Source organism: Streptomyces sp. CRN 30, assembly GCF_034105845.1.
Genome location: NZ_JAVRHI010000548.1, coordinates 1 through 22,325, shown reverse-complemented (window position 1 = coordinate 22,325; position 22,325 = coordinate 1). Strand labels below are relative to the sequence as shown.

20 protein-coding genes and 1 pseudogene are annotated in these 22,325 nt (G+C 71.0%); all 21 read right to left on the bottom strand.

Features of this window, described 5'->3' with window-relative positions:
- Positions 1-106, bottom strand: a pseudogene (locus UW392_RS63555) (F0F1 ATP synthase subunit gamma); the annotation flags it as partial.
- Between the two features lie 21 nt (positions 107-127).
- Entirely contained in the window at positions 128-1,720 is a 1,593-nt protein-coding gene (atpA, locus tag UW392_RS63550) for a F0F1 ATP synthase subunit alpha (RefSeq protein WP_320784624.1), read from the bottom strand.
- A gap of 126 nt (positions 1,721-1,846) precedes the next feature.
- Positions 1,847-2,662 carry a F0F1 ATP synthase subunit delta gene (locus UW392_RS63545; RefSeq protein ID WP_320784623.1) on the bottom strand — a complete coding sequence of 272 codons (816 nt, stop codon included), beginning with the start codon at positions 2,660-2,662 and terminating at the stop codon, positions 1,847-1,849.
- Positions 2,659-3,204 carry a F0F1 ATP synthase subunit B gene (locus UW392_RS63540; protein ID WP_320784625.1) on the bottom strand — a complete coding sequence of 182 codons (546 nt, stop codon included), beginning with the start codon at positions 3,202-3,204 and terminating at the stop codon, positions 2,659-2,661. Before UW392_RS63540 ends, UW392_RS63545 begins: the two co-directional genes overlap by 4 nt.
- 11 nt (positions 3,205-3,215) lie before the next feature.
- Positions 3,216-3,452, bottom strand: coding sequence for an ATP synthase F0 subunit C (atpE, locus tag UW392_RS63535; RefSeq protein ID WP_414497745.1), 237 nt, complete (start codon positions 3,450-3,452; stop codon positions 3,216-3,218).
- A 66-nt stretch (positions 3,453-3,518) separates the two neighbouring features.
- Positions 3,519-4,340 carry a F0F1 ATP synthase subunit A gene (gene atpB / locus UW392_RS63530; protein ID WP_320784621.1) on the bottom strand — a complete coding sequence of 274 codons (822 nt, stop codon included), beginning with the start codon at positions 4,338-4,340 and terminating at the stop codon, positions 3,519-3,521.
- A gap of 255 nt (positions 4,341-4,595) precedes the next feature.
- Positions 4,596-5,072 carry a hypothetical protein gene (locus tag UW392_RS63525; protein ID WP_320784620.1) on the bottom strand — a complete coding sequence of 159 codons (477 nt, stop codon included), beginning with the start codon at positions 5,070-5,072 and terminating at the stop codon, positions 4,596-4,598.
- A gap of 306 nt (positions 5,073-5,378) precedes the next feature.
- Positions 5,379-6,707 (bottom strand): MraY family glycosyltransferase, encoded by a 1,329-nt coding sequence (locus UW392_RS63520; RefSeq protein WP_320784619.1) that lies wholly within the window; start codon positions 6,705-6,707, stop codon positions 5,379-5,381.
- A gap of 129 nt (positions 6,708-6,836) precedes the next feature.
- Positions 6,837-8,087: a serine hydroxymethyltransferase gene (glyA, locus tag UW392_RS63515; protein WP_320784618.1), complete on the bottom strand. Its 1,251-nt coding sequence runs from the start codon at positions 8,085-8,087 to the stop codon at positions 6,837-6,839.
- A gap of 119 nt (positions 8,088-8,206) precedes the next feature.
- Positions 8,207-8,875, bottom strand: coding sequence for a protein-tyrosine-phosphatase (locus UW392_RS63510; RefSeq protein WP_320784617.1), 669 nt, complete (start codon positions 8,873-8,875; stop codon positions 8,207-8,209).
- On the bottom strand, positions 8,872-9,519 hold the full coding sequence (locus tag UW392_RS63505) for an L-threonylcarbamoyladenylate synthase (RefSeq protein WP_320784616.1): 648 nt from the start codon (positions 9,517-9,519) through the stop codon (positions 8,872-8,874). Before UW392_RS63505 ends, UW392_RS63510 begins: the two co-directional genes overlap by 4 nt.
- Positions 9,520-9,593: 74 nt before the next feature.
- Entirely contained in the window at positions 9,594-10,433 is an 840-nt protein-coding gene (gene prmC / locus UW392_RS63500; protein WP_320784615.1) for a peptide chain release factor N(5)-glutamine methyltransferase, read from the bottom strand.
- A gap of 118 nt (positions 10,434-10,551) precedes the next feature.
- The gene (gene prfA, locus UW392_RS63495) at positions 10,552-11,628 is read right to left on the bottom strand and encodes a peptide chain release factor 1 (protein ID WP_320784614.1); all 1,077 of its coding nucleotides are present in this window, start codon (positions 11,626-11,628) and stop codon (positions 10,552-10,554) included.
- Positions 11,629-11,814: 186 nt separating this feature from the next.
- Positions 11,815-12,036: a 50S ribosomal protein L31 gene (rpmE, locus tag UW392_RS63490; RefSeq protein ID WP_320784613.1), complete on the bottom strand. Its 222-nt coding sequence runs from the start codon at positions 12,034-12,036 to the stop codon at positions 11,815-11,817.
- 122 nt (positions 12,037-12,158) lie between these two features.
- Positions 12,159-13,298 (bottom strand): LCP family protein, encoded by a 1,140-nt coding sequence (locus UW392_RS63485; RefSeq protein ID WP_320784612.1) that lies wholly within the window; start codon positions 13,296-13,298, stop codon positions 12,159-12,161.
- 185 nt (positions 13,299-13,483) lie between these two features.
- On the bottom strand, positions 13,484-15,523 hold the full coding sequence (gene rho / locus UW392_RS63480) for a transcription termination factor Rho (protein WP_320784611.1): 2,040 nt from the start codon (positions 15,521-15,523) through the stop codon (positions 13,484-13,486).
- Positions 15,524-15,928: 405 nt separating this feature from the next.
- The gene (thrB, locus tag UW392_RS63475) at positions 15,929-16,846 is read right to left on the bottom strand and encodes a homoserine kinase (protein WP_320784610.1); all 918 of its coding nucleotides are present in this window, start codon (positions 16,844-16,846) and stop codon (positions 15,929-15,931) included.
- Positions 16,847-17,255: 409 nt separating this feature from the next.
- A complete protein-coding gene (gene thrC, locus UW392_RS63470) occupies positions 17,256-18,314 on the bottom strand; it encodes a threonine synthase (RefSeq protein WP_320784609.1) in 1,059 nt (352 codons plus the stop codon).
- A gap of 6 nt (positions 18,315-18,320) precedes the next feature.
- Positions 18,321-19,613 (bottom strand): homoserine dehydrogenase, encoded by a 1,293-nt coding sequence (locus tag UW392_RS63465; RefSeq protein ID WP_320784608.1) that lies wholly within the window; start codon positions 19,611-19,613, stop codon positions 18,321-18,323.
- Between the two features lie 169 nt (positions 19,614-19,782).
- The gene (gene lysA, locus UW392_RS63460; RefSeq protein ID WP_320784607.1) at positions 19,783-21,174 is read right to left on the bottom strand and encodes a diaminopimelate decarboxylase; all 1,392 of its coding nucleotides are present in this window, start codon (positions 21,172-21,174) and stop codon (positions 19,783-19,785) included.
- A 92-nt stretch (positions 21,175-21,266) separates the two neighbouring features.
- Positions 21,267-22,244 (bottom strand): ArgS-related anticodon-binding protein NrtL, encoded by a 978-nt coding sequence (gene nrtL, locus UW392_RS63455; protein WP_320784606.1) that lies wholly within the window; start codon positions 22,242-22,244, stop codon positions 21,267-21,269.
- Positions 22,245-22,325 lie beyond the last annotated feature (81 nt).

Here is a 22,325-nt window from a genome sequence, read left to right as displayed (position 1 = left end):
CCTTGACGACGCGCGAGGCGGCGATCATCTCCATCGCCTTGGTGATCTTCTTGGTCGCGGTGACGGATCGGATGCGACGCTTGTAGACCCGGAGCTGGGCTCCCATGAGTCAGGTCCCTTCCTTACGTCACTTGGCGGCGGCGGCCGGGGCGTCCTCGCCGAGCAGCTTGCCGTCGGAGGTCTCGAACTGCTTCTTGAACTCCGCGATCGCGTCGGCGACGGCCGTCAGGGTGTCGTCCGACATCTTGCCGCCCTCCCGGATGGAGGTGAGGAGGCCCTGCTCCTTGCGGTGCAGGTACTCCAGCAGCTCCTTCTCGAAGCGGCGGATGTCGGCGACCGGCACCTCGTCCATCTTGCCGGTGGTGCCGGCCCAGACGGAGACGACCTGGTCCTCGGTGGCCATCGGCTCGTACTGGTTCTGCTTCAGCAGCTCGACCATCCGCTGACCGCGCTCCAGCTGCGACTTCGACGCGGCGTCCAGGTCGGAACCGAAGGCGGCGAACGCCTCCAGCTCACGGAACTGGGCGAGGTCCACGCGGAGGCGGCCGGAGACCTGCTTCATCGCCTTGTGCTGGGCGGAACCACCGACTCGGGAGACGGAGATACCGACGTTCAGCGCGGGACGCTGACCGGCGTTGAAGAGGTCCGACTCCAGGAAGCACTGGCCGTCGGTGATGGAGATGACGTTGGTCGGGATGAACGCCGAGACGTCGTTGGCCTTGGTCTCGACGATCGGCAGACCGGTCATCGAGCCCTTGCCCATCTCGTCGGAGAGCTTCGCGCAGCGCTCCAGCAGACGGGAGTGCAGGTAGAAGACGTCACCCGGGTAGGCCTCACGGCCCGGCGGGCGGCGCAGCAGCAGGGACACGGCGCGGTAGGCGTCGGCCTGCTTCGAGAGGTCGTCGAAGATGATGAGGACGTGCTTGCCCTCGTACATCCAGTGCTGGCCGATGGCCGAGCCCGTGTACGGCGCCAGGTACTTGAAGCCGGCCGGGTCGGACGCCGGGGCGGCGACGATGGTCGTGTACTCCAGCGCGCCGTTCTCCTCCAGCGCGCGGCGGACCGACGCGATGGTGGAGCCCTTCTGGCCGATGGCGACGTAGATGCAGCGGACCTGCTTGTTCACGTCGCCCGAGCGCCAGTTGTCGCGCTGGTTGATGATCGTGTCGACGGCCAGGGCGGTCTTGCCGGTCTGGCGGTCGCCGATGATCAGCTGACGCTGACCACGGCCGATCGGGGTCATGGCGTCGACGGCCTTGTAGCCCGTCTCCATCGGCTCGTGCACCGACTTGCGCTGCATGACCGTGGGGGCCTGCAGCTCGAGGGCGCGGCGGCCGACGGTGTCGATGTCGCCGAGGCCGTCGATCGGCTGACCGAGCGGGTCGACGACACGGCCGAGGTAGCCGTCGCCGACGGCGACCGACAGGACCTCGCCGGTGCGGGTGACCGGCTGGCCCTCCTCGACGCCGCTGAACTCACCGAGGACGATGGCGCCGATCTCGCGCTCCTCGAGGTTCAGCGCCAGGCCGAGGGTGCCGTCCTCGAACTTCAGCAGTTCATTGGCCATGGCCGAGGGCAGTCCCTCGACCCTCGCCACGCCGTCGCCGGCCGTGGTGACCGTACCGACCTCCTCGCGCGAGGCCGCGTCCGGCTGGTACGACTGGACGAAGTTCTCCAGTGCGTCCCGGATCTCCTCCGGCCGGATCGTGAGCTCCGCCATCTGGGTTCCCTGCTCTCCTTGTTGGGCCCGAAGTTTCACTTAGGGGGGATGGGGACTCCCCCCTTGATGAGGTGAATCCTCTGCACGGCCCAACGCGGGCCGCATTTCTACGTATGCAGTTTGCTGCTAGCTCGCCAGACGGCGGGCGGCGTCCTCGAGACGGTCCGCGAGGGAGCCGTTGATGACCTCGTCACCGACCTGCACCCGCATACCGCCGACGACCTCGGGGTCGACGTCGAGGTTGAGGTGCATCTCGCGGCCGTAGAGCTTCACCAGTGCGGCGCCGAGGCGCCGGCGCTGGGTGTCGCTCAGCGGGACCGCCGACGTGACGACGGCGACCATGCGGTTCCGGCGCTCGGCGGCGAGCTTGGAGAGGGACTCGAGTCCCGCTTCCAGGCTACGTCCCCGGGCCACCGTCACCAGGCGCGTCACCAGGCGCTCGGTCGTGACGTCGGCGCGGCCGCCGAGCAGGCTGCCGAGCAGCTCGCCCTTGGCGGTGACGCTCGCGGACCGGTCGGTCAGCGCGGACCGCAGCTCCGTGCTGGACGAGAGGATCCGGCCGAACCGGAACAGCTCGTCCTCCACGTCGTCGAGCCTGCCCGCCCGCTGGGCCGCCGTGAGGTCGGCCAGGTCGGCCAGCTCCTCCACGGCGTCCACCAGGTTGCGCGGCTGCGACCAACGGGAGCGCACCATGCCGGTCAGCAGGTCGAGGGCGGGGCCCCCGACCTGGCCGGTGAAGAGGCGCTGGGCCAGGTCGGCCTTGGCCTCACCGGCCTGCGCCGGGTCGGTGAGGACCCGACGCAAGCTGACCTCGCGGTCGAGCAGCGCGGTGACAGCGGCCAGATCGTCGGCGAGTGCGGCGGCGTCGACCGACGTGCTGTCGGTCAGCGCGTCGAGTCGCTCCCGTGCGGCCGCCAGGGCCTCGCGGCTCGCTCCGTTCATCGCGTGGCCTCGGCCTTCTCCTCGAGGTCGTCGAGGAAGCGGTCGATCACACGGCTCTGACGGGCGTGGTCCTCGAGGGACTCACCGACGAGCTTGCCGGCCAGGTCGGTGGCGAGCTTGCCGATGTCCTGGCGCAGTGCGGCAGAGGCGACCTTGCGGTCGGCCTCGACCTGGGCGTGACCGGCGGCGACGATCTCCTCGCGCTGCCGCTGACCCTCCGCACGCATCTCGGCGATGAGCGCGGCACCCTGCTCCTGCGCCTCCTGGCGCAGGCGCGCGGCCTCGTGACGGGCCTCGGCGAGCTGGGCCTTGTACTGCTCGAGGACTTCCTGAGCCTCGGTCTGGGCGGCCGTGGCACGCTCGATGCCGCCCTCGATGGCGTCCGTGCGCTCCGCCAGCGCCTTCTGAGCCTTGGGAAGAACGGCCTTCCACAGGACACCGAAGAGGATGACGAAGCAGACGGCGCCCCAGAACAGGTCTGCCCCGGCCGGCAGGAGGATGCCGATGCCCTCGGGCGCATCCGCTGCCAGCGGTGTCGTCATTGTCATGGCGATCACGCGAAGAGGAAGCCTGCGACGAGACCGAGGAGGGCCAGGACCTCGATGAAGGCGAAACCGAGGAACATGGTGCTGCGGAGCAGCGGGGCCGCCTCGGGCTGGCGGGCCATGCCCTCGATGGTCTTGCCGACCATGAAGCCGAGGCCGATGCCGGGGCCGATGGCAGCCAGGCCGTAGCCGATCGCGTTCAGGTTGCCGGTCATGGCGTCGGTCGCGGCAAGGATGTTGCTCACTGGTTTTCCTTCCATGGTGTGGCGTCCGGACGGGGATCGTCCGGACGTCGGGTCAGTCCGCGAGTGTCAGTGTTCGTGGCTGATCGCCATGTTGATGTACACCGCGGTGAGCAGCGTGAAGATATAGGCCTGCAGCGCTGCGACGAAGAGCTCGAACGCCGTGAAGGCGAAGCCCATCACGGCCGAGCCGACACCCGCGACGGGCAGCAGACCGCCGCCCTCCAGCAGCAGGTACGAGGCCCCGCTGAAGAACAGGACGAGAAGGATGTGGCCGGCCATCATGTTGGCCATCAGCCGCAGCGCCAGCGAGAAGGGCCGGATGATCAGCGCCTGGAGGGCCTCCAGGAGGATCACCAGGGGGGAGATCTGCTTGGGCACACCGGGGACCACCGTCTGAACCTTCACGTAGCCCAGCACTCCGTGCTCCCTGATGCCCTGGACGTGGTAGATCGTCCAGGTGAGGATGGCGAGCAGGAACGGAAGCCCGATCGTGGAGGTCGCCGCGATGTTCACCCCCGGGGTGATCGCGAGGACGTTGGCGCCGAAGATCAGGAAGAAGAGGGTGACCAGGTACGGCAGGTACCGGTTGCCCTCCTTCTTGCCCAGTGACTCGAAGGCGATCTGGTTGCGGACGAAGTCGATGGCTACTTCCGCGACGTTCTGCCCGCCGCGGGGCACGACCTTCGGCTTGCGCATGGCGATGAACAACAGTGCCGCGATCACGAGGGTGACCAGCACGAGAGCCATGCGGATACGGTTAAGCTCGAAGATCGTTCCCTCGAACAGGACCGCGTCGGGGAAGAACTCGGCGATCGACGGCGTGTGGAAGCCGTCGCCCGCCGCGAGCGGCGTTGGGGTCAGCGCGTGCGCGTTCAGCGGGTGCTCCATGTTTGAAGGGCCGAAGGAAGCTTCAGCTGCAGCCGTACATGACATACAGGGTCGGTTGCGCGATGGCGTATCCGGCGGTCGGCCCGGCGGGGAGGGACTGTATGCACTGGGTCAGCGCACCTGGTCCCGCGGAATCCACACCGGGAACGCCCGAGCCGGGCCGATCGGAAGCGGTCAGTCCCTGCGAGCTGCCCTCCGGGCCTGCCCACCAACTACTTTCCGCTCCACAAACATACCAACCCTTTACTTTCTCCGTCACCGCCCCCCTCCCTCGCCGTCCTCTCCCTGACCGGAGTCCGGGTTGACGTAGGCCAGGCGGGCGCGGTAGAGGACCGCGGTCTCCAGCGCGAGAAAGCCGAATGTCCCCACCAGGAACGCACCGAAGAACATCCAGATGGAGAAGAAGTCGCGTCCCTGGAGCAGCCACAGCACGACCATCAGCAAGATGATCTTAATCAGCCAGGAGCCCATGACCGCCGCCGCGAGCTGCTGCGGGGCGAGCCGGGCAGTCACCATACCCACCACCGCGGTGACGGCGAGGAACGCGACCGGGACCGCGATGCCGAGCAGGCCCCCCGCGACACCGGCCCAGCCGTCCACGAGAGCCCCGATACCGCCGGCGACCACCGCGGCGGCGACCGCGCTGAGGAGTCCGATGCGGAGTACCGCAAGCATGGCCTCGCTCACGGTCACCGGTCGGCCCGGGACGCTGCGCTGCGTGGCTCGGGGCATGACATCTCCCAGGGCTTTTCTGACTGCGATGGGGGTGGGGCGCCCTCGGGACGCGGATCCGGGTCGCCGTACGTTTCGGCGCGCCGCCACAGGCGGCGCTGGGTGCAGACGTGCCGTTCGACGCTTGTGCAAGGTATCACAAGCGTTCCCGGGCTGTTCCGCCCGCATGAAGTGGACGTATTCGACGTACGCGCCCACAGCCGGACGCTGCGGGCACCGTGGACCGCCCGATCCGGGGAACGTGTCTCCTATCACATCCTCGGCCCGCTCCACAGGAGACGGATCCAGACGGCCGAGACCCGTCCGTCAGCGAGCCCCGGTGCGCTCCTCGTGGCGTTTCCGGACCGCCCGGCCGCCGAGGGCGTGCGCGCCGTTGGCCTGACGCCGCGGCGGCCGGTGGTCCGCCACGGCCGGTCCGCCCTTCGCCGGTTCCAAGGCCTCCCCCTGCTCCGCCGGCCGCCGGGGCCTGCGCCGGTAGCGCGGCGGGACGACGGCCTGCGCCCAGCTCGGCACCCGGGGCGTGTAGCGCGGCATCAGCAGCAGCACCAGGCCGACCGCGCTGAGTGCGACGACGCCGAGCACGATCCACATGGACGCCGAGTTCACCGAGTAGGCCAGCGCGCCGAAGCCGATCAGCGCGGACCAGAAGTACATGATCAGCACGGCCCGGCTGTGCGAGTGGCCGATCTCCAGCAGCCGGTGGTGCAGGTGCCCGCGGTCCGCCGCGAACGGGGACTGGCCGCGCCAGGTGCGCCGCACGATCGCGAGCACCAGGTCCGCCGCGGGGATCGCGATGATCGTCAGCGGCATCAGCAGCGGGATGTAGACGGGCACCATCTGGTGCACCGCGTCGCGCTCGGACCCGCCCGCGAAGAGCCGCATCGAGTCGGGGTCGATCTGCCCGGTGACGGAGATCGCGCCGGCCGCCAGCACCAGGCCGATCAGCATCGACCCGGAGTCGCCCATGAAGATCCGGGCGGGGTGCATGTTGTGCGGCAGGAAGCCCAGGCACATGCCCATGAGGATGGCCGCGAAGAGGGTGGCCGGGGCGGCGGCCTCGATGCCGTAGCTGTACCAGATGCGGTACGCGTACATGAAGAACGCGGCGGCCGCGATGCACACCATGCCGGCCGCGAGACCGTCCAGGCCGTCGACGAAGTTCACCGCGTTGATGGTGATGACGACGAGCGCGACCGTCAGCAGGGTGCCCTGCCACTGGGTCAGCGCGACGTTGCCCACGCCGGGGAGGGGCAGCCACAGGATCGTCAGGCCCTGCATGACCATGACGCCCGCGGCGATCATCTGGCCGCCGAGCTTGATCAGGGCGTCGATCTCGAACTTGTCGTCCAGGACGCCGATGAGCCAGATCAGGGCGGCGCCGGAGAGCAGGGCGCGCGGCTCGTTGGAGGTCTCGAAGACCTCGCTGAGGTTGGTCAGGTGGTCGGCGACCAGCAGGCCCGCGCACAGCCCGATGAACATCGCGATACCGCCGAGCCGCGGAGTGGGTTCCCGGTGCACGTCCCGTGCCCGGATCTCCGGCATCGCTCCGGCCACGATCGCGAACTTCCGTACCGGCCCTGTCAGCAGATACGTCACCGCGGCCGTGATGCAGAGCGTCAGCAGGTATTCACGCACAGGCTTCCCCACAGGTCTCGCTGGCCATCACAGCCCCACACCCTAGCGATGTGCGCATATGGTTGGGGACTTCCGGGTAGCGACGATGGTTGCACGCGTAGCTGTGTCCGGTCGTGCGTCCACCCCCGTTCAGACGGGATACGGCGGGAATCTCCCGGCCAGCTCCCGCACCTCCCCACGCGCCTGGACGGCTCTCGTCCCGTCCCGCACCACCGCCGCCAGCAGCGCGGCGACCTCCCGCATCTCCGCCTCCCGCATGCCCTGCGTGGTCAGTGCCGCCGTGCCCAGCCGCAGCCCGCGGGCGTCGCCGTGGGGCAGCACGCAGGTGTCGAGGATCATCCCGGCGGCGGCCAGGGCGCCCCGCGCCGTCCGCCCGTCCACGCCGAGGGGCGCCGGGTCCACCACGACCATGTGCGTGTCCGTGCCGCCGGTGGCGACCCCGAGTCCCTCCGCGGCCAGGGCGCCGGCGAGCACCCGGGCGTTGGCGACCACCTGCCGGGCGTACGCCGCGAAGGCCGGTGCCGCCGCCTCGCCGAACGCGACGGCCTTGGCGGCGACGGTGTGCATCTGGGCGCCCGACTGCGTGAACGGGAAGACCGCGCGGTCGATGCGCTCGGCGAGATCGCTGCCGCAAAGGATCATGCCGCCGCGGGGGCCGCGCAGCACCTTGTGCGTGGTGGCGCAGACGACGTCCGCGTACGGCACCGGCGAGGGCGCCGCTCCCCCGGCGACGAGCCCGATCGGATGGGCCGCGTCGGCGATGAGGTAGGCCCCCACCTCGTCGGCGACGGACCGGAAGAACGCGTGGTCGATGTGGCGCGGATAGGCGATGGACCCGCACACGATCGCCTTGGGGCGGCGGGCGCGGGCCAGGGCGAGCACCTGTTCGTGGTCGATGAGCCCCGAGTCGGCGTCGATCCCGTAGCCGACGAAGTCGAACCAGCGCCCGGAGAAGTTGGCGGGCGAGCCGTGGGTGAGGTGGCCGCCGAACGGCAGGCCCATGGCGAGGACGGTGTCGCCGGGCCGCAGCAGGGCCGCGTACGCGGCGAGCACCGCGGAGGAACCCGAGTGCGACTGCACATTCGCGTGCGCGGCGCCGAACAGCTGCTCGGCCCGCTCGACGGCGACGCGTTCGGCCACGTCGACGATCTCGCACCCGCCGTGGTAGCGGGCGCCCGGATAGCCCTCGGCGTACTTGTTGGCGAGCGGGGACCCCAGCGCGGCGAGCACGGCCCGGGAGGTGAAGTTCTCGGCGGCGATGAGCTGCAGCGTCGTCGACTGCCGGGCCGCCTCCCCGAGCAGTATCTCGGCGAGCTCGGGGTCCTGACGGCACAGGAGGTCCGTTGGGGGCGTGGAGGTGGGCGTGGAGGTGACCGACATGGTGGGCTCCGGACGTCGGCGGGGCGCTACGACCAATGTAGGACCGCTCCCCGCGGCCCGCCCGGTGGTGGAGACCACCCGGTGGTGGCCGGGACGCCCGGTGGCCGGGTCGCCCGGTGTCAGGCCCGGGCCGGCACGCCCGTCAGGGCCGTCACGACCGGGTCCAGCGCCTGGTGTATCTCGTCGCCGATCGACCGGAAGAACGGCAGCGGCGCCCCGTACGGGTCGTACACCTCGTCGGCGTCGGCCGTCGGCGCCAGCAGCCAGCCGCGGAGCGCCGCGGCGGCGCGCACCAGCGCCCGTGCGCGCATCACCAGGCCGTCCTCCAGCGGGGGCAGGGTCGCGGGGTCGATGGCGTTCACCAGGCGGGTGAACTCCTTCAGCGTGAAGGTGCGCAGGCCCGCCGAGTGGCCCATCGAGATGACCTGCGCGCGGTGGTCCCGGGTGGCCGTCAGCACCAGGTCGGCGCGGATGACGTGCTCGTCCAGCAGCTCACGGCCGGTGAAGCCGGAGGAGTCCGCGCCGAACTCCGCGAGGACCGCCTCGGCGTTCTCCTCCATGGGGGCGCCCTCGTGGCCCCAGGTGCCGGCGCTCTCCACGATCAGCCCGCCGCCGAGGATGCCGAGCCGCTCCGACACGAAATGGCGGGTCAGCCGCTCCGTTATGGGCGAGCGGCACACGTTGCCGGTGCTGACGTGGAGGATGCGGAAGCTGTCGCGCGGGAATCCGAAGGTGGTCGTCTCCTCCCCGATGCCGCCTATGCCACGCCCCGCGTCAGGGGCTGTCAATTCGCCACCTCGAGGTCGGGTACCACCTTGCGCAGCTCGTCCGCGTCGAGCGCGCCCGCCCGCAGCAGCACCGGCACCCGGCCCGTGACGTCGACGATGGACGACGGCACGATGCCCGGCGTGGGGCCGCCGTCCAGGTAGACGGAGACGGAGTCGCCGAGCATGTGCTGCGCGGCGTCGCAGTCCTCGGGCGCCGGGTGGCCCGTGAGGTTCGCGGACGTCACCGCCATCGGGCCGACCTCGGTGAGCAGCTCGATCGCGACCGGGTGCAGCGGCATCCGCACCGCGACCGTCCCGCGGGTCTCGCCGAGGTCCCACTGGAGCGACGGCTGGTGCTTGGCGACCAGGGTCAGCGCGCCCGGCCAGAAGGCGTCGACGAGCTCCCAGGCCATCTCGGAGAAGTCCGTGACGAGACCGTGCAGGGTGTTCGGGGAGCCGATCAGCACGGGCGAGGGCATGTTGCGCCCGCGGCCCTTGGCCTCCAGCAGGTCGCCCACGGCCTCGGCGCTGAACGCGTCCGCGCCGATGCCGTACACGGTGTCGGTGGGCAGCACCACCAGCTCGCCCCGGCGGACGGCGGACGCGGCCTCGCGCAGACCGGTCGCGCGGTCGGTCGCGTCGTTGGTGTCGTATCGCCGTGCCATCTAGGGAGCCTCCTCGTACCCCGGGTACGCGCCGCACCCGTCGCTCTGGTCTGAAGTGTGGAACATTCTCGGTCTCACGGCAGTGCCTTGCGCGCCGTCGCGAACCGCGGCCGGTTGTTGAGGTCGGGGTGGTCGGCCGCGTCGGCCCAGCCCCGCTCCTCGGTGAAGATCCACGGCACCTGGCCGCCCTGTGTGTCGGCGTGCTCGACGACGACCACACCGCCGGGCCGCAGCAGCCGGTGCGCGGTGCGCTCGATGCCGCGGATCAGGTCGAGGCCGTCCTCGCCGGAGAACAGGGCGAGCTCCGGGTCGTGGTCCCGCGCCTCGGGCGCGACGTACTCCCACTCGGTGAGCGGGATGTACGGCGGATTGGAGACGACCAGGTCGACCTGGCCGTCGAGGTCCCGGAAGGCGTCCAGGGCGTCCCCCTGGCGCAGGTCCACCCGGGAGCCCGCCATGTTCTTGCGGGTCCACTTGAGGGCGTCCTCGGACAGCTCCACGGCGTGCACGCGCGAGCGCGGCACCTCCTGGGCGAGGGCTAGGGCGATGGCGCCGGAGCCGGTGCACAGGTCGACGATGAGCGGCTCGACGACGTCCATCGCGCGTACGGCGTCTATGGCCCAGCCGACGACGGACTCGGTCTCCGGGCGCGGCACGAACACACCGGGCCCCACCTGGAGCTCCAGGTAGCGGAAGTACGCCCGCCCGGTGATGTGCTGGAGCGGCTCGCGGGCCTCGCGGCGCGCGACGACCTCCCAGTACCGGGCGTCGAAGTCGGCGTCGCGCACCGTGTGCAGCTGGCCCCGCTTGACGCCGTGCACGAACGCCGCGAGCTCCTCGGCGTCGGTGCGCGGCGACGGCACGCCGGCGTCGGCCAGCCGCTGGGTCGCCTGCGCCACTTCCGTGAGCAGCACGCTGCGGGGGTTCGGGGGGCGCTCCCCAAATGATGGCTGCACGCTGGTCCTCCGGGGCTTCAGCTGGTGTCTCGTCGTACGGCTGCCGACGTCCCTGTACGGCGCCGGGGCTGTCCGCCTACGCGGCGGCGAGCTTGGCGGCCGAGTCCGCGTCGACGCAGGCCTGGATGACCGCGTCGAGCTCGCCGTCGAGCACCTGGTCCAGGTTGTACGCCTTGAAGCCGACGCGGTGGTCCGAGATGCGGTTCTCGGGGAAGTTGTACGTACGGATCTTCTCGGAGCGGTCGACGGTGCGGACCTGGCTGCGCCGGGCGTCCGCGGCCTCCCGCTCCGCCTCCTCCTGCGCGGCCGCGAGCAGCCGGGAGCGCAGGATGCGCAGGGCCTGCTCCTTGTTCTGGAGCTGGCTCTTCTCGTTCTGGCAGGAGGCGACGACGCCGGTCGGCAGGTGGGTGATGCGCACGGCGGAGTCGGTGGTGTTGACGGACTGACCGCCGGGACCGGAGGAGCGGTAGACGTCGATCCTGAGGTCGTTCGGGTTGATCTCCACGTCGACCTCCTCGGCCTCCGGGGTGACCAGCACGCCCGCGGCGGAGGTGTGGATACGGCCCTGCGACTCGGTGGCGGGCACGCGCTGCACGCGGTGCACCCCGCCCTCGTACTTCAAGCGGGCCCACACGCCCTGTCCGGGCTCGGTGGCGCCCTGGCCGCCCTTGGTCTTCACCGCGACCTGGACGTCCTTGTAGCCGCCCAGCTCGGACTCGGTGGCGTCGATGATCTCGGTCTTCCAGCCGGCCCGCTCGGCGTACCGCAGGTACATGCGGAGCAGGTCGCCGGCGAAGAGCGCGGACTCGTCGCCGCCCGCGCCGGCCTTGATTTCGAGGATGACGTCCTTGTCGTCGCTGGGGTCGCGAGGGACCAGCAGCAGGCGGAGCTTCTCGGTGAGCTCCTCGCGCTGCTGCTCCAGCTCCTTGACCTCGGCGGCGAAGTCGGGATCGTCGGCGGCGAGCTCGCGGGCCGTCCCGATGTCGTCGCCGGTCTGCTTCCAGGTGCGGTACGTGCCGACGATCGGGGTCAGCTCGGCGTAGCGCTTGTTGAGCTTGCGCGCGTTGGCCTGGTCCGCGTGGACCGACGGATCGGCGAGCTTCTTCTCGAGGTCGGCGTGTTCCCCGACCAGTTCCTCGACCGCCTCGAACATCTCCGGCTCCCTGGGCTGCCCCCGCCCGCCCGTCAGGATGGAGGGGACGAAACTACGTACGTCGAATGGAATGAGGTGTACCGCATGAAACGGGCAGCAGCGCAAAACGCCGGTCCCGGCACCCGCCCTCCGCTGCGCACCGGGCGCGGGAGGTGACGGGCGCCGCGGACCGGCGCTGCTGGCTCGCTACTTCTTGGCAGCGGCAGCCTTGCCGAAGCGGGCCTCGAAGCGGGCCACACGGCCACCGGTGTCGAGGATCTTCTGCTTGCCCGTGTAGAACGGGTGGCACTCGGAGCAGACCTCGGCACGGATGGTGCCGCTGGTGATGGTGCTCCGCGTGGTGAACGACGCGCCACAGGTGCAGCTGACCTGGGTCTCGACGTACTCGGGGTGGATGTCGCGCTTCAAGGTGTCTCCTAGTTTCGGGAGGGCGCCGGGTCGCGGCCGCGGGATGCGGAAGCGTGAACCGGAGCCGACGTACCAGTCTGCCAGTTCTGGCCGTATCCCCCAAAACCGAGGACCGCGGTGATCTATTCCGCGTGCGTCCGGCCGGAGCCGACGACGCCGTCCGCGGTGCCCTGGGCGGTGCCCTCCGTGGCCGACGCCGGGACCGCCCGGTCGGCCCGCAGCGCCGCCCAGACCTGCTCGGCCCGGTCCTCGGCGACCAGGAGGCGGTTGGGGGCCGCCGGGTCGATGCGGACCGGCATCGTCACCATGGTCATCCGGGCGGAGTCCAGGCCCTTGAGCCCGTCCGCGAAGGAGGCCAGGGCCCGTACCGAGCCCAGCTCGGAGTCCGTGGTGACGGCGCTGGTGGCGGTGGAGGCGAGGTCGTACAGCTGCTTCGGGCTGCTCAGCAGTCCGATGTCCCCGACCCGGTCGACCAGGGCCTTGACGAAGGCCTGCTGGAGCTGGATGCGGCCGAGGTCGGAGCCGTCGCCCACGGAGTGCCGGGTGCGGACCAGGCCGAGGGACTGCGCCCCGTCGAGGGTGTGCTCGCCCGCCTGGAGGTCGAGGTGGCTGTCGGGGTCGTCTATGTCCTCCGTCGTGGTGATCCGGACCCCGCCCAGCTCGTCGACGAGTTCCTCGAAGCCGGCGAAGTCGATCTCGATGTAGTGGTCCATGCGGATGCCGGTCAGCGACTCGACGGTCTTCACCGCGCAGGCCGCGCCGCCGGCGGTGAAGGCGGAGTTGAACATCGCGTCCGTCGCGGCCGGGTGGGTCCGCCCGTCGGCACCGGTGCACGCGGGACGGTCGACGAGCGTGTCGCGGGGGACGGAGACCACGCCGGCCCTCCTGCGCCCCTCGTACACGTGCACGATCATCGCCGTGTCCGCGCGGGCCGTGCCGTCGTCCAGGCCGCCGCCCAGCTTCCCGTTGCCCTCGGAGCGGCTGTCGGAGCCGAGGACGAGGAAGTCCTGCGAACCGTTGTCGACGTCCTCGGGGCGGTCATGGCCGAGGAGGGAGTTGATGTCGATGCTTCTGAGGTTGCCGTTGAGCCGGAAGTACAGGTAACCGACGCCGGAGCCACCGAGCACGACGATGCCGACGACCGTCCAGGCCGCCGCCAGCAGCGCCTTGCGCCGCCCGCTCCGGTGTCCGGCGCGGTCGCGCTCCTTCGTGGTGCCGGTCCTCCCCGGGGTGCCGGGTTCCGGCGTGCTCTCGGCGGCCATGTGCTCCTCGGTGCTCCCGTACGCGGACCGGCTACCCCCTTGTCGCCGGGGTCAGGCGCGATCCCCCTCCATGTTCCTCCGTACGACGGAAGGAGGAACCCCGCAGGAGGCTGCGGGAGGCCGGACATGGCTGTGGGCCGCCTCGTCGGAGGCGGCCCACAGCCATGTACTCAGGAGGGTGACGCTCAGTCGCCGTTGCCCGGCGTCGGCGTCGTCTTCTGGATCTGCATCAGGAACTCGACGTTCGACTTCGTCTGCTTCATCTTGTCGAGGAGCAGTTCGATCGCCTGCTGCTGGTCGAGCGCGTGCAGCACCCGGCGCAGCTTCCAGACGACGGCGAGCTCCTCATTGCCGAGCAGGATCTCTTCCTTACGGGTACCGGACGCGTCCACGTCCACCGCCGGGAAGATGCGCTTGTCGGCGAGCTTCCGGTCGAGCTTGAGCTCCATGTTGCCGGTGCCCTTGAACTCCTCGAAGATCACCTCGTCCATGCGGGACCCGGTGTCGACCAGCGCGGTGGCGAGGATGGTCAGCGAGCCGCCGTCCTCGATGTTGCGGGCCGCACCGAAGAAGCGCTTCGGCGGGTAGAGGGCCGTGGAGTCGACACCACCGGACAGGATGCGGCCGGAGGCCGGGGCGGCGAGGTTGTACGCACGGCCCAGACGGGTGATCGAGTCGAGCAGCACGACCACGTCGTGACCCAGCTCCACCAGGCGCTTGGCGCGCTCGATGGCCAGCTCGGCGACCGTGGTGTGGTCCTCGGCCGGGCGGTCGAAGGTCGAGGAGATGACCTCGCCCTTGACCGACCGCTGCATGTCGGTGACCTCTTCCGGACGCTCGTCGACCAGGACGACCATCAGGTGGCACTCGGGGTTGTTGTGCGTGATCGCGTTGGCGACCGCCTGCATGATCATGGTCTTGCCGGTCTTCGGCGGGGCCACGATCAGACCGCGCTGGCCCTTGCCGATCGGCGACACGAGGTCGATGATCCGGGTGGTCAGCACGCCCGGGTCGGTCTCGAGACGGAGCCGGTCCTGCGGGTACAGCGGCGTCAGCTTGTTGAACTCCGGGCGGCCGCGGCCGTGTTCCGGCGCCATGCCGTTGACGGAGTCGAGGCGGACCAGCGCGTTGAACTTCTCGCGCCGCTCGCCTTCCTTCGGCTGCCGGACGGCACCGGTGACGTGGTCACCCTTGCGCAGGCCGTTCTTGCGGACCTGGGCGAGGGAGACGTACACGTCGTTGGGACCGGGCAGGTAGCCGGACGTACGAATGAAGGCGTAGTTGTCGAGGATGTCGAGGATGCCCGCGACCGGGATCAGGACGTCGTCGTCGGCGACCTGCGGCTCGGCGATCTCGTCGCGCCCACGGCGCCCACGGCGGTCCCGGTAGCGCCCGCGCCGACCGCGACGGCCACCGCCGTCGTCGTCGTAACCGTCGTCCTGCCGGTCCTGCCGGTCCTGACGGCCGCCGCTCTGCTGCTGACCCTGCTGCTGACTGCCCTGCCGGCCGCCCTGCTGGTCGTCGCCCTTGCCGCGACGGTCACCCCGGTCACGGTCACCGCGGTCACGGTCACCGCGGTCCCGGCCGCGCTCACGGCGGTCCCGGCGGCCCTGACGGCCGTCGCCGCCCTGGTCGGCGTCGCCCTTGGCATCGCCCTGCGACGGGGCGGAGGACTCGCCCTTCGCCTCGTCGGCGACGGTCTCGGGGCTGCCGGTCTCGGCGGTGGCCCGACGACGGCGGCGCTCGGCGGGCGCGTCGTCGGAGCTGGTGGAGGGCTGACCCGGAATCTCGATCTGCTGCTGCGACGCGGCCTGCTCGGCGGCGGGCGCCTCGGCCTTCTTCGCGGCCTTCTTCTCCTTGCCGGCGGGCTCGGCCTCGGCCTTGCCCTCGGCGGAGGCGGCGTCGCCGGTGCGCGTGCGGGAGGTGGCCCGGCGCTTCGGCTTGCTCTCGGCGTCCCCGTCGGCGGCAGCCGTCTTGGCGGGCGCGCCCCCTCCGGCCTGCGCCTCCTTGATGACCTCGATCAGCTGGCTCTTGCGCATGCGCGCGGTGCCCCTGATGCCGAGGCCGGATGCGACCTGTTGCAGCTCGGCCAGCACCATGCCCTCGAGGCCGGTACCGCGGCGCCGCCGGGAGCCGGCACCGGCGGCAGGCGCGGAGGCGTCCGTGGCGGGCGCGGCAGCGGTCTCGTCGACACGTGCGCCCATCAGATCGGTGGTGTCGCTCACGAAGGGTCCTTCCCTGGAGCGGACGTCGGCCTGTCTGGCTCGGCGACCGGTTGTGCTGTCCGGCTTCGGCCCTTGCTGTGCGGACCGTGCCGGGGCGGTGTTCCGCCTGAGCGGCGGAGGAGGTGTGTGGTGGTGCGGCGCTTCCCCGGGCCATAACACTGAGTCTCGGTGTCACGCGGCTGGGTCACGCCTGTTCCGGAGCGTTGCTCGGCGAACCGCTCAGCGCCTGCGTACGGCGTAACCCGTGACGTACGAAACACAGTGCGGTTCGGGAGGCTCCCGGAAGAATGGTTGTCCCGGACGGGGACACGAAGCACCCCGCCATGGTGGGGTCGGGTGCAGACTTGAGGTTAACACTACCGGATCCAACAAATATTCCCCCTCTCGAAATCCGGCAACCGCGTGTCAGGAGGCGAGCGGCAACACGCTCGCCCCCCGGGCGTCGAGTTCAAGCCGGTTCGCGGCCCAGCCCTCGCCCGCCAGATCGGCCACCTTGTCGGCGCTCTCGTCGTCGGCCAGCGCGAGGACCGTGGGTCCCGCGCCGGAGATCACCGCGGGGATCCCGTCGGCCCGCAGCCGCTCCACCAGCGCGGCGCTGTCCGGCATGGCCGGGGCGCGGTACTCCTGGTGCAGACGGTCCTCGGTGGCGGGCAGCAGCAGCTCGGGGCGCCGGGTGAGGGCCTCGACGAGCAGGGCGGCACGGCCCGCGTTGGCGGCGGCGTCGACGTGCGGGACGGTACGCGGGAGCAGTCCGCGGGCCTCTTCGGTGAGCACCGGTTTCCCGGGCACGAAAACCACCGGAACGATGGAACGGGCGGGCTCCATCCTGATCGCCCGCGCGGCACCGCCCTCCATCCAGGAGAGGGTGAAGCCGCCGAGCAGACAGGCGGCGACGTTGTCGGGGTGGCCCTCTATCTCGGTGGCGAGCTCCAGCACGGCCGTGTCGTCGAGCCGGGACTCGCCGCCTATGGTCACCGCGCGCGCGGCGACGATGCCCGCGCAGATGGCGGCGGAGGAGGAGCCGAGGCCCCGGCCGTGCGGGATGCGGTTGGCGCACACGATCTCGAGGCCGCGGGGTTGGCCGCCGAGCAGGTCGAAGGCGGTGCGCAGGGAGCGGACGAGCAGGTGCCGCTCGTCCCGCGGGAGCGTCCCGCTGCCCTCGCCCGCGATGTCGATGTGCAGGCCGGCGTCCGCCACCCGGACGACCACGTCGTCGTAGAGGCCCAACGACAGGCCGAGGGCGTCGAAGCCCGGGCCGAGGTTGGCGCTGGTGGCGGGAACGCGCACCCGGACGGCGGCGGCGCGGAACGCTGGACCGGCCATCGCTCGATGACTCTCCTTGAGCTGCGTGATTGTCTGCGGCGAGATCGTCGAGATCGTCGAAGACATTCGATATGTGCGGCGATATGAAACGGCGATATGTACGGAGGGACCCGGCGGCCACAGTCGACGAAAGAAACCCGGGGATCACGTTCGACGGCGCGGCTCCGCGGCATATGCGGCGGGCGGGTTCAGTACAGCCTATCGAAGGAAGGTTCTGTGGCGACATAGGGCGCACAGGAGGCGCACGATGCGTGTCGTGTGCCCCCTGTGCTCCCGCGGTCGGATGCCCTGCGGGGCCGCCCCTACGGACGTACGTGCGGGGTCGCCCCTGCGGGACGTACGCGCGGGCGAGCCGCGCGCCCCGCTCGGGCCGGGCCGAGGCGCTCGGCGGGCCGAGGACCTGGCCGCCTTACGCCAGGCCGAGGCGCTCGGCCGCCGTCGCCGCGTCGACCGGGACGGTGACCGGCTGGGGGGCGCCGGCGACGGCCCAGTCGGGGTCCTTGAGCCCGTTGCCGGTGACGGTGCAGACGATCCGCTGCCCCGGGTCGACCTTGCCGTGCTCGGCGGCCTTCAGCAGACCGGCGACCGACGCGGCGGACGCGGGCTCGACGAAGACACCCTCCTGAGCGGCCAACAGCCGGTAGGCGCGCAGGATCTCACGGTCCGTCACCTCGTCGATAAGGCCGTTCGACTCGTCCCGCGCGGCCAGCGCGAACTGCCAGGACGCGGGGTTGCCGATCCGGATCGCGGTCGCGATCGTCGACGGGTCCTTGACGACCTCGCCGCGCACGATCGGCGCGGAGCCGGAGGCCTGGAAGCCCCACATGCGCGGGGTGCGCGTGGCGAGCCCGTCAGCCGCGTACTCCTGGTAACCCTTCCAGTAGGCCGTGATGTTGCCCGCGTTGCCCACCGGCAGCACGTGGATGTCGGGCGCGTCGCCCAGCATGTCCACGATCTCGAACGCGGCCGTCTTCTGGCCCTCGATGCGCACCGGGTTCACGGAATTGACCAGTGCGACCGGGTAGTTGTCCGACAGTTCGCGCGCCAGGGTCAGGCAGTCGTCGAAGTTGCCGTCGACCTGGAGGATCTTCGCGCCGTGCACCAGCGCCTGGCCCATCTTGCCGAGCGCGATCTTGCCCTGCGGCACGAGCACCGCGGACACCATCCCGGCGCGTACGGCATAGGCAGCCGCCGAGGCGGACGTGTTGCCGGTGGAGGCGCAGATGACGGCCTTCGCGCCCTCCTCCTTGGCCCGGGTGATGGCCATGGTCATGCCGCGGTCCTTGAAGGACCCGGTCGGGTTCGCGCCCTCGACCTTCAGGTGGACCTCACAGCCCGTGCGCTCGGAGAGCACCTGCGCGGGTACGAGCGGCGTACCGCCCTCGCGGAGCGTCACGACCTGCGTGGTGTCGGAGACCGGCAGCCGGTCCCGGTACTCCTCGATGATTCCGCGCCACTGGTGGGTCATTGCTGGTTACTCTCCTTCAACCCGCATGATGCTGGCGACGCCCCGCACGGTGTCGAGGCTCCGCAGCGCCTCGACGACCCCGGTGAGGGAGGCGTCGGACGCGCGATGGGTGACGACGACGAGGGAGGCTTCCCCGTCCTTGCCCTGCTGTCGGACCGTATCGATGGACACCCCGTGTTCGGCGAACACGGTGGCGACCTGGGCGAGAACACCCGGTTTGTCGGCGACGTCGAGGCTGATGTGGTAGCGCGTGACGACGTCGCCCATCGGCGACACGGGGAGGGCGGCGTACGCGGAGTCGCCGGGTCCGGTGGCGCCGTTGAGCCGGTTGCGGCAGACGGCCACCAGGTCGCCGAGGACGGCGGAGGCGGTGGGGGAGCCGCCGGCGCCCGGACCGTAGAACATCAGCTGCCCTGCGGCGTCCGACTCGACGAACACGGCGTTGTACGCGCCGCGCACGGAGGCGAGGGGGTGGCTCAGCGGAATCATCGCGGGGTGCACGCGCGCGGTGACGGAGGCGCCGTCCGCGGCCCGCTCGCAGATCGCGAGCAGCTTGATGGTGCAGCCCATCTCCCTGGCGGAGGCGAAGTCCGCGGCGGTGACCTCGGTCATGCCCTCGCGGTGCACGTCGTCGAGCCGTACCCGCGTGTGGAAGGCGATGCCGGCGAGGATCGCGGCCTTGGCGGCGGCGTCGAAGCCCTCGACGTCGGCGGTGGGGTCGGCCTCGGCGTACCCGAGCGCGGTGGCCTCGTCGAGGGCCTCCTGGTACCCGGCGCCGGTCGAGTCCATCTTGTCGAGGATGAAGTTGGTCGTGCCGTTCACGATGCCCAGCACCCGGTTGACCTTGTCACCGGCGAGGGACTCGCGCAGCGGCCGGATCAGCGGGATGGCACCGGCGACGGCGGCCTCGTAGTACAGGTCCGCGTCGTGGTCCTCGGCCGCGGCGTGCAGCGCGGCACCGTCCTGGGCGAGCAGCGCCTTGTTCGCGGAGACGACGGAGGCGCCGTACTCGAACGCGGTGGTGATCAGCGACCGGGCGGGCTCGATCCCCCCGATCACCTCCACGACGACGTCGATGTCACCGCGCTTGACCAGCGCGGTCGCGTCCGTGGTGATCAGCTCGGCGGGGATGCCCTCGCGCACGAGCGACGGCCGTCGCACCGCGACACCGGCGAGCTCGACGGGGGCCCCGATTCTGGCCGTGAGGTCGGCGGCGTGCGTCGTCATGATGCGCGCCACCTCTGAGCCGACTACCCCACAGCCCAGCAGCGCCACCTTCAGCGGACGCGTACGCATCATCCGACCTCGTTTCCTCACCTACACCGAATACGGTGGAACCAGTCTCACTCACCGGACGGGAGTTTCTGCCCGTCGTCCGGATCCTGAGACATTGATTTCATTTCCGACACCGGGAGAGACGGAAGATCTTCCGCCCCGCCCCGCCCCTCCCGGTCTCACTTGCGGACGGTCACCCGACGTCGAGACGGAGCAGGTCCTCCTCCGTCTCCCGGCGGACGATCACCCGGGCCGCACCGTCGCCGACGGCGACGACGGGCGGGCGCAGGACGTGGTTGTAGTTGCTGGCCATGGAGCGGCAGTACGCACCGGTGGCCGGGATCGCGATCAGGTCCCCCGGAGCGAGGTCGGAGGGCAGGAACGCGTCCTTCACCACGATGTCACCACTCTCGCAGTGCTTGCCCACCACCCGGACGAGCATCGGCTCGGCGTCGGACGCGCGCGACACCAGGGCGACGCTGTACTCGGCGTCGTACAGCGCGGTCCGGATGTTGTCGGACATCCCGCCGTCGACGGAGACGTACGTCCGCAGCCCCTCCAGCGGCTTCACGGTGCCGACCTCGTACAGTGTGAACGCCGTCGGCCCCACGATGGCGCGCCCCGGCTCGACGGAGATGCGGGGCGTGCGCAGCCCCGCCGTCTCGCACTCCCTCGTCACGATCTCGGTGAGCGCCTTGGCGATCTCGTGCGGCTCGCGCGGGTCGTCGTCACTGGTGTACGCGATCCCGAGGCCGCCCCCGAGGTCGATCTCGGGCAGCTCGACACCGTGCTCGTCCCGGATCTCCTCCAGCAGCCCGACGACCCGGTGGGCGGCCACCTCGAACCCCGACATGTCGAAGATCTGCGACCCGATGTGGGAGTGGATCCCGATGAGCTCCAGCCCGTCGAGCTGCAGCGCACGCCGCACGGCCTCGGCGGCCTGCCCGCCGGCCAGCGGGATCCCGAACTTCTGGTCCTCGTGCGCGGTGGCGATGAACTCGTGCGTGTGCGCCTCCACGCCGACGGTGATCCGGATCTGCACGCGCTGCCGCACGCCGAGCTCCCGCGCGACGTGCGCGACCCGCACGATCTCCTGGAACGAGTCGAGCACGATCCGCCCGACCCCGGCCTCGACGGCCCGCCGGATCTCGGTCGTGGACTTGTTGTTCCCGTGGAAGGCGATGCGGTCGGCGGGCATCCCGGCGGACAGCGCGGTGGCGAGCTCACCGCCGGAGCACACGTCGAGGTTGAGCCCCTCCTCGTTCAGCCACCGCACGACGGCACGGGAGAGAAACGCCTTACCGGCGTAGAACACGTCGGCGTCCGCCCCGAAGGCGGTACGCCAGGCCCGCGCCCGCGCCCGGAAGTCCGCCTCGTCCATCACATAGGCGGGGGTGCCGAACTCCTCGGCGAGCTGCTTGACGTCGACACCGCCGACGGTCACGACACCGTCGTCGCCACGGCTGACGGTCTGGGCCCAGACCTTCGGGTCGAGGGTGTTGAGGTCGGCGGGCGGCCCGGAGTAGTGCCCCTCGGGAAGGACGTCGGCGTGACGGGGCCCGGCGGGGTGTGCGGAACGGCTCATGTCGGTGTGGCTCTTCCTGAACTGTCTGTGTCTGGGCTCTGGGCACTCGGCCGGTCTTCGGACATCGGACGGCCGGAGGTGCTCTCGTGCTCTCAGAGGTGGTCGGGTGCGTCGATACCGAGCAGGGACAGGCCGCCGGCCAGCACCGTCCCGGCGGCTTCGGCGAGTGCCAGCCGGGCCCGGTGGGCGGCCGAGGGTTTCTCGTCGCCGCGCGGCAGCACGGTGGGCTGGAGGGCGAGCAACGCGTCGGCGACGATCACGAGATGCCGGGCGACCCGATCGGGGGCGCGGTGCGTGGCTGCGGCGGTGAGGGTGCGGGGGTACTCGGCGAGGGCGGTGACCAGGGCGTCCGGGTACGGCACGTCGGTGGCCGGCTCCAGGCCGAGGGCGGCGGCGTTACGGAGGAGGGCCCGGGAACGGGCGTGCGCGTACCGCACCCGGAAGAGCGGGTTGCTCGCACGCTGCACGAGATGATCGGCGGTGATACGGGGCCGGTCGTGCACGGCAGGATGGAGCAGGGCCCAACGAGCGGCATCGGCCCCGAGCGGAGCGGGATCCTCGGGCGCCGGAACGGGCCGGAGCCCCGCGGGCTCCCCGTGCTGCACCTCGGCCCGCCCACCCTGACTGGCGACGATCCGCACCAGGGCGTCGGCGACGACTTCGGCCCGCACCTCGTACGGAATGAGCAGCTGGACGACGTCCCCCTGCATCGCCCGGCTGTACCCGTACCGCTCCCCCTCGTCGAGGACCTGCCGTACGACAGCGGTGGCGGCGGCTGCGGCGCGGTCGTCGGTGAGGTGGATGTTGAGGAAGCCGGGTCCCGTGATCTCTACTTCCACGACCCCCTCGGTCCGGCTGAGGTGGGGCCGCAGGATCTCGGCGACCTGCCGTGGAGGCCGCCCGGCGGGCCTGGCCAGCTGCAACGCGATGTTGGTGGCGTAGTCCCCGCACCCTCCGGGCCCCGGCGGCGTCACGACGGCCCGTGCGGGCACGACCACGCTCAGCTCCCCCTCGTCCACAGCACGACGCACCGCGCGCAGCACGGTACGGGAGAGCTCGACGGGGGTCACGGTCCAAGGGTAGGCGAGGAGGGGGGTGGGGATGCGAACCGGTTTGTGGGTGGGTCCGGGATGTGGACGGGACGCGGCTGC

Excerpts from the sequence above, each read along its gene's own strand:
- UW392_RS63525 (WP_320784620.1), bottom strand. The coding sequence starts at position 5,072 with ATGCCCCGAGCCACGCAGCGCAGCGTCCCGGGCCGACCGGTGACCGTG.
- thrC (WP_320784609.1), bottom strand. The coding sequence starts at position 18,314 with ATGACCCACCAGTGGCGCGGAATCATCGAGGAGTACCGGGACCGGCTG.
- glyA (WP_320784618.1), bottom strand. The coding sequence starts at position 8,087 with ATGTCGGTCACCTCCACGCCCACCTCCACGCCCCCAACGGACCTCCTG.
- UW392_RS63465 (WP_320784608.1), bottom strand. The coding sequence starts at position 19,613 with ATGATGCGTACGCGTCCGCTGAAGGTGGCGCTGCTGGGCTGTGGGGTA.
- prfA (WP_320784614.1), bottom strand. The coding sequence starts at position 11,628 with ATGTTCGAGGCGGTCGAGGAACTGGTCGGGGAACACGCCGACCTCGAG.
- UW392_RS63485 (WP_320784612.1), bottom strand. The coding sequence starts at position 13,298 with ATGGCCGCCGAGAGCACGCCGGAACCCGGCACCCCGGGGAGGACCGGC.
- thrB (WP_320784610.1), bottom strand. The coding sequence starts at position 16,846 with ATGGCCGGTCCAGCGTTCCGCGCCGCCGCCGTCCGGGTGCGCGTTCCC.
- UW392_RS63505 (WP_320784616.1), bottom strand. The coding sequence starts at position 9,519 with ATGGCACGGCGATACGACACCAACGACGCGACCGACCGCGCGACCGGT.
- atpA (WP_320784624.1), bottom strand. The coding sequence starts at position 1,720 with ATGGCGGAGCTCACGATCCGGCCGGAGGAGATCCGGGACGCACTGGAG.
- lysA (WP_320784607.1), bottom strand. The coding sequence starts at position 21,174 with ATGAGCCGTTCCGCACACCCCGCCGGGCCCCGTCACGCCGACGTCCTT.
- atpB (WP_320784621.1), bottom strand. The coding sequence starts at position 4,340 with ATGGAGCACCCGCTGAACGCGCACGCGCTGACCCCAACGCCGCTCGCG.
- UW392_RS63545 (WP_320784623.1), bottom strand. The coding sequence starts at position 2,662 with ATGAACGGAGCGAGCCGCGAGGCCCTGGCGGCCGCACGGGAGCGACTC.
- UW392_RS63540 (WP_320784625.1), bottom strand. The coding sequence starts at position 3,204 with ATGACGACACCGCTGGCAGCGGATGCGCCCGAGGGCATCGGCATCCTC.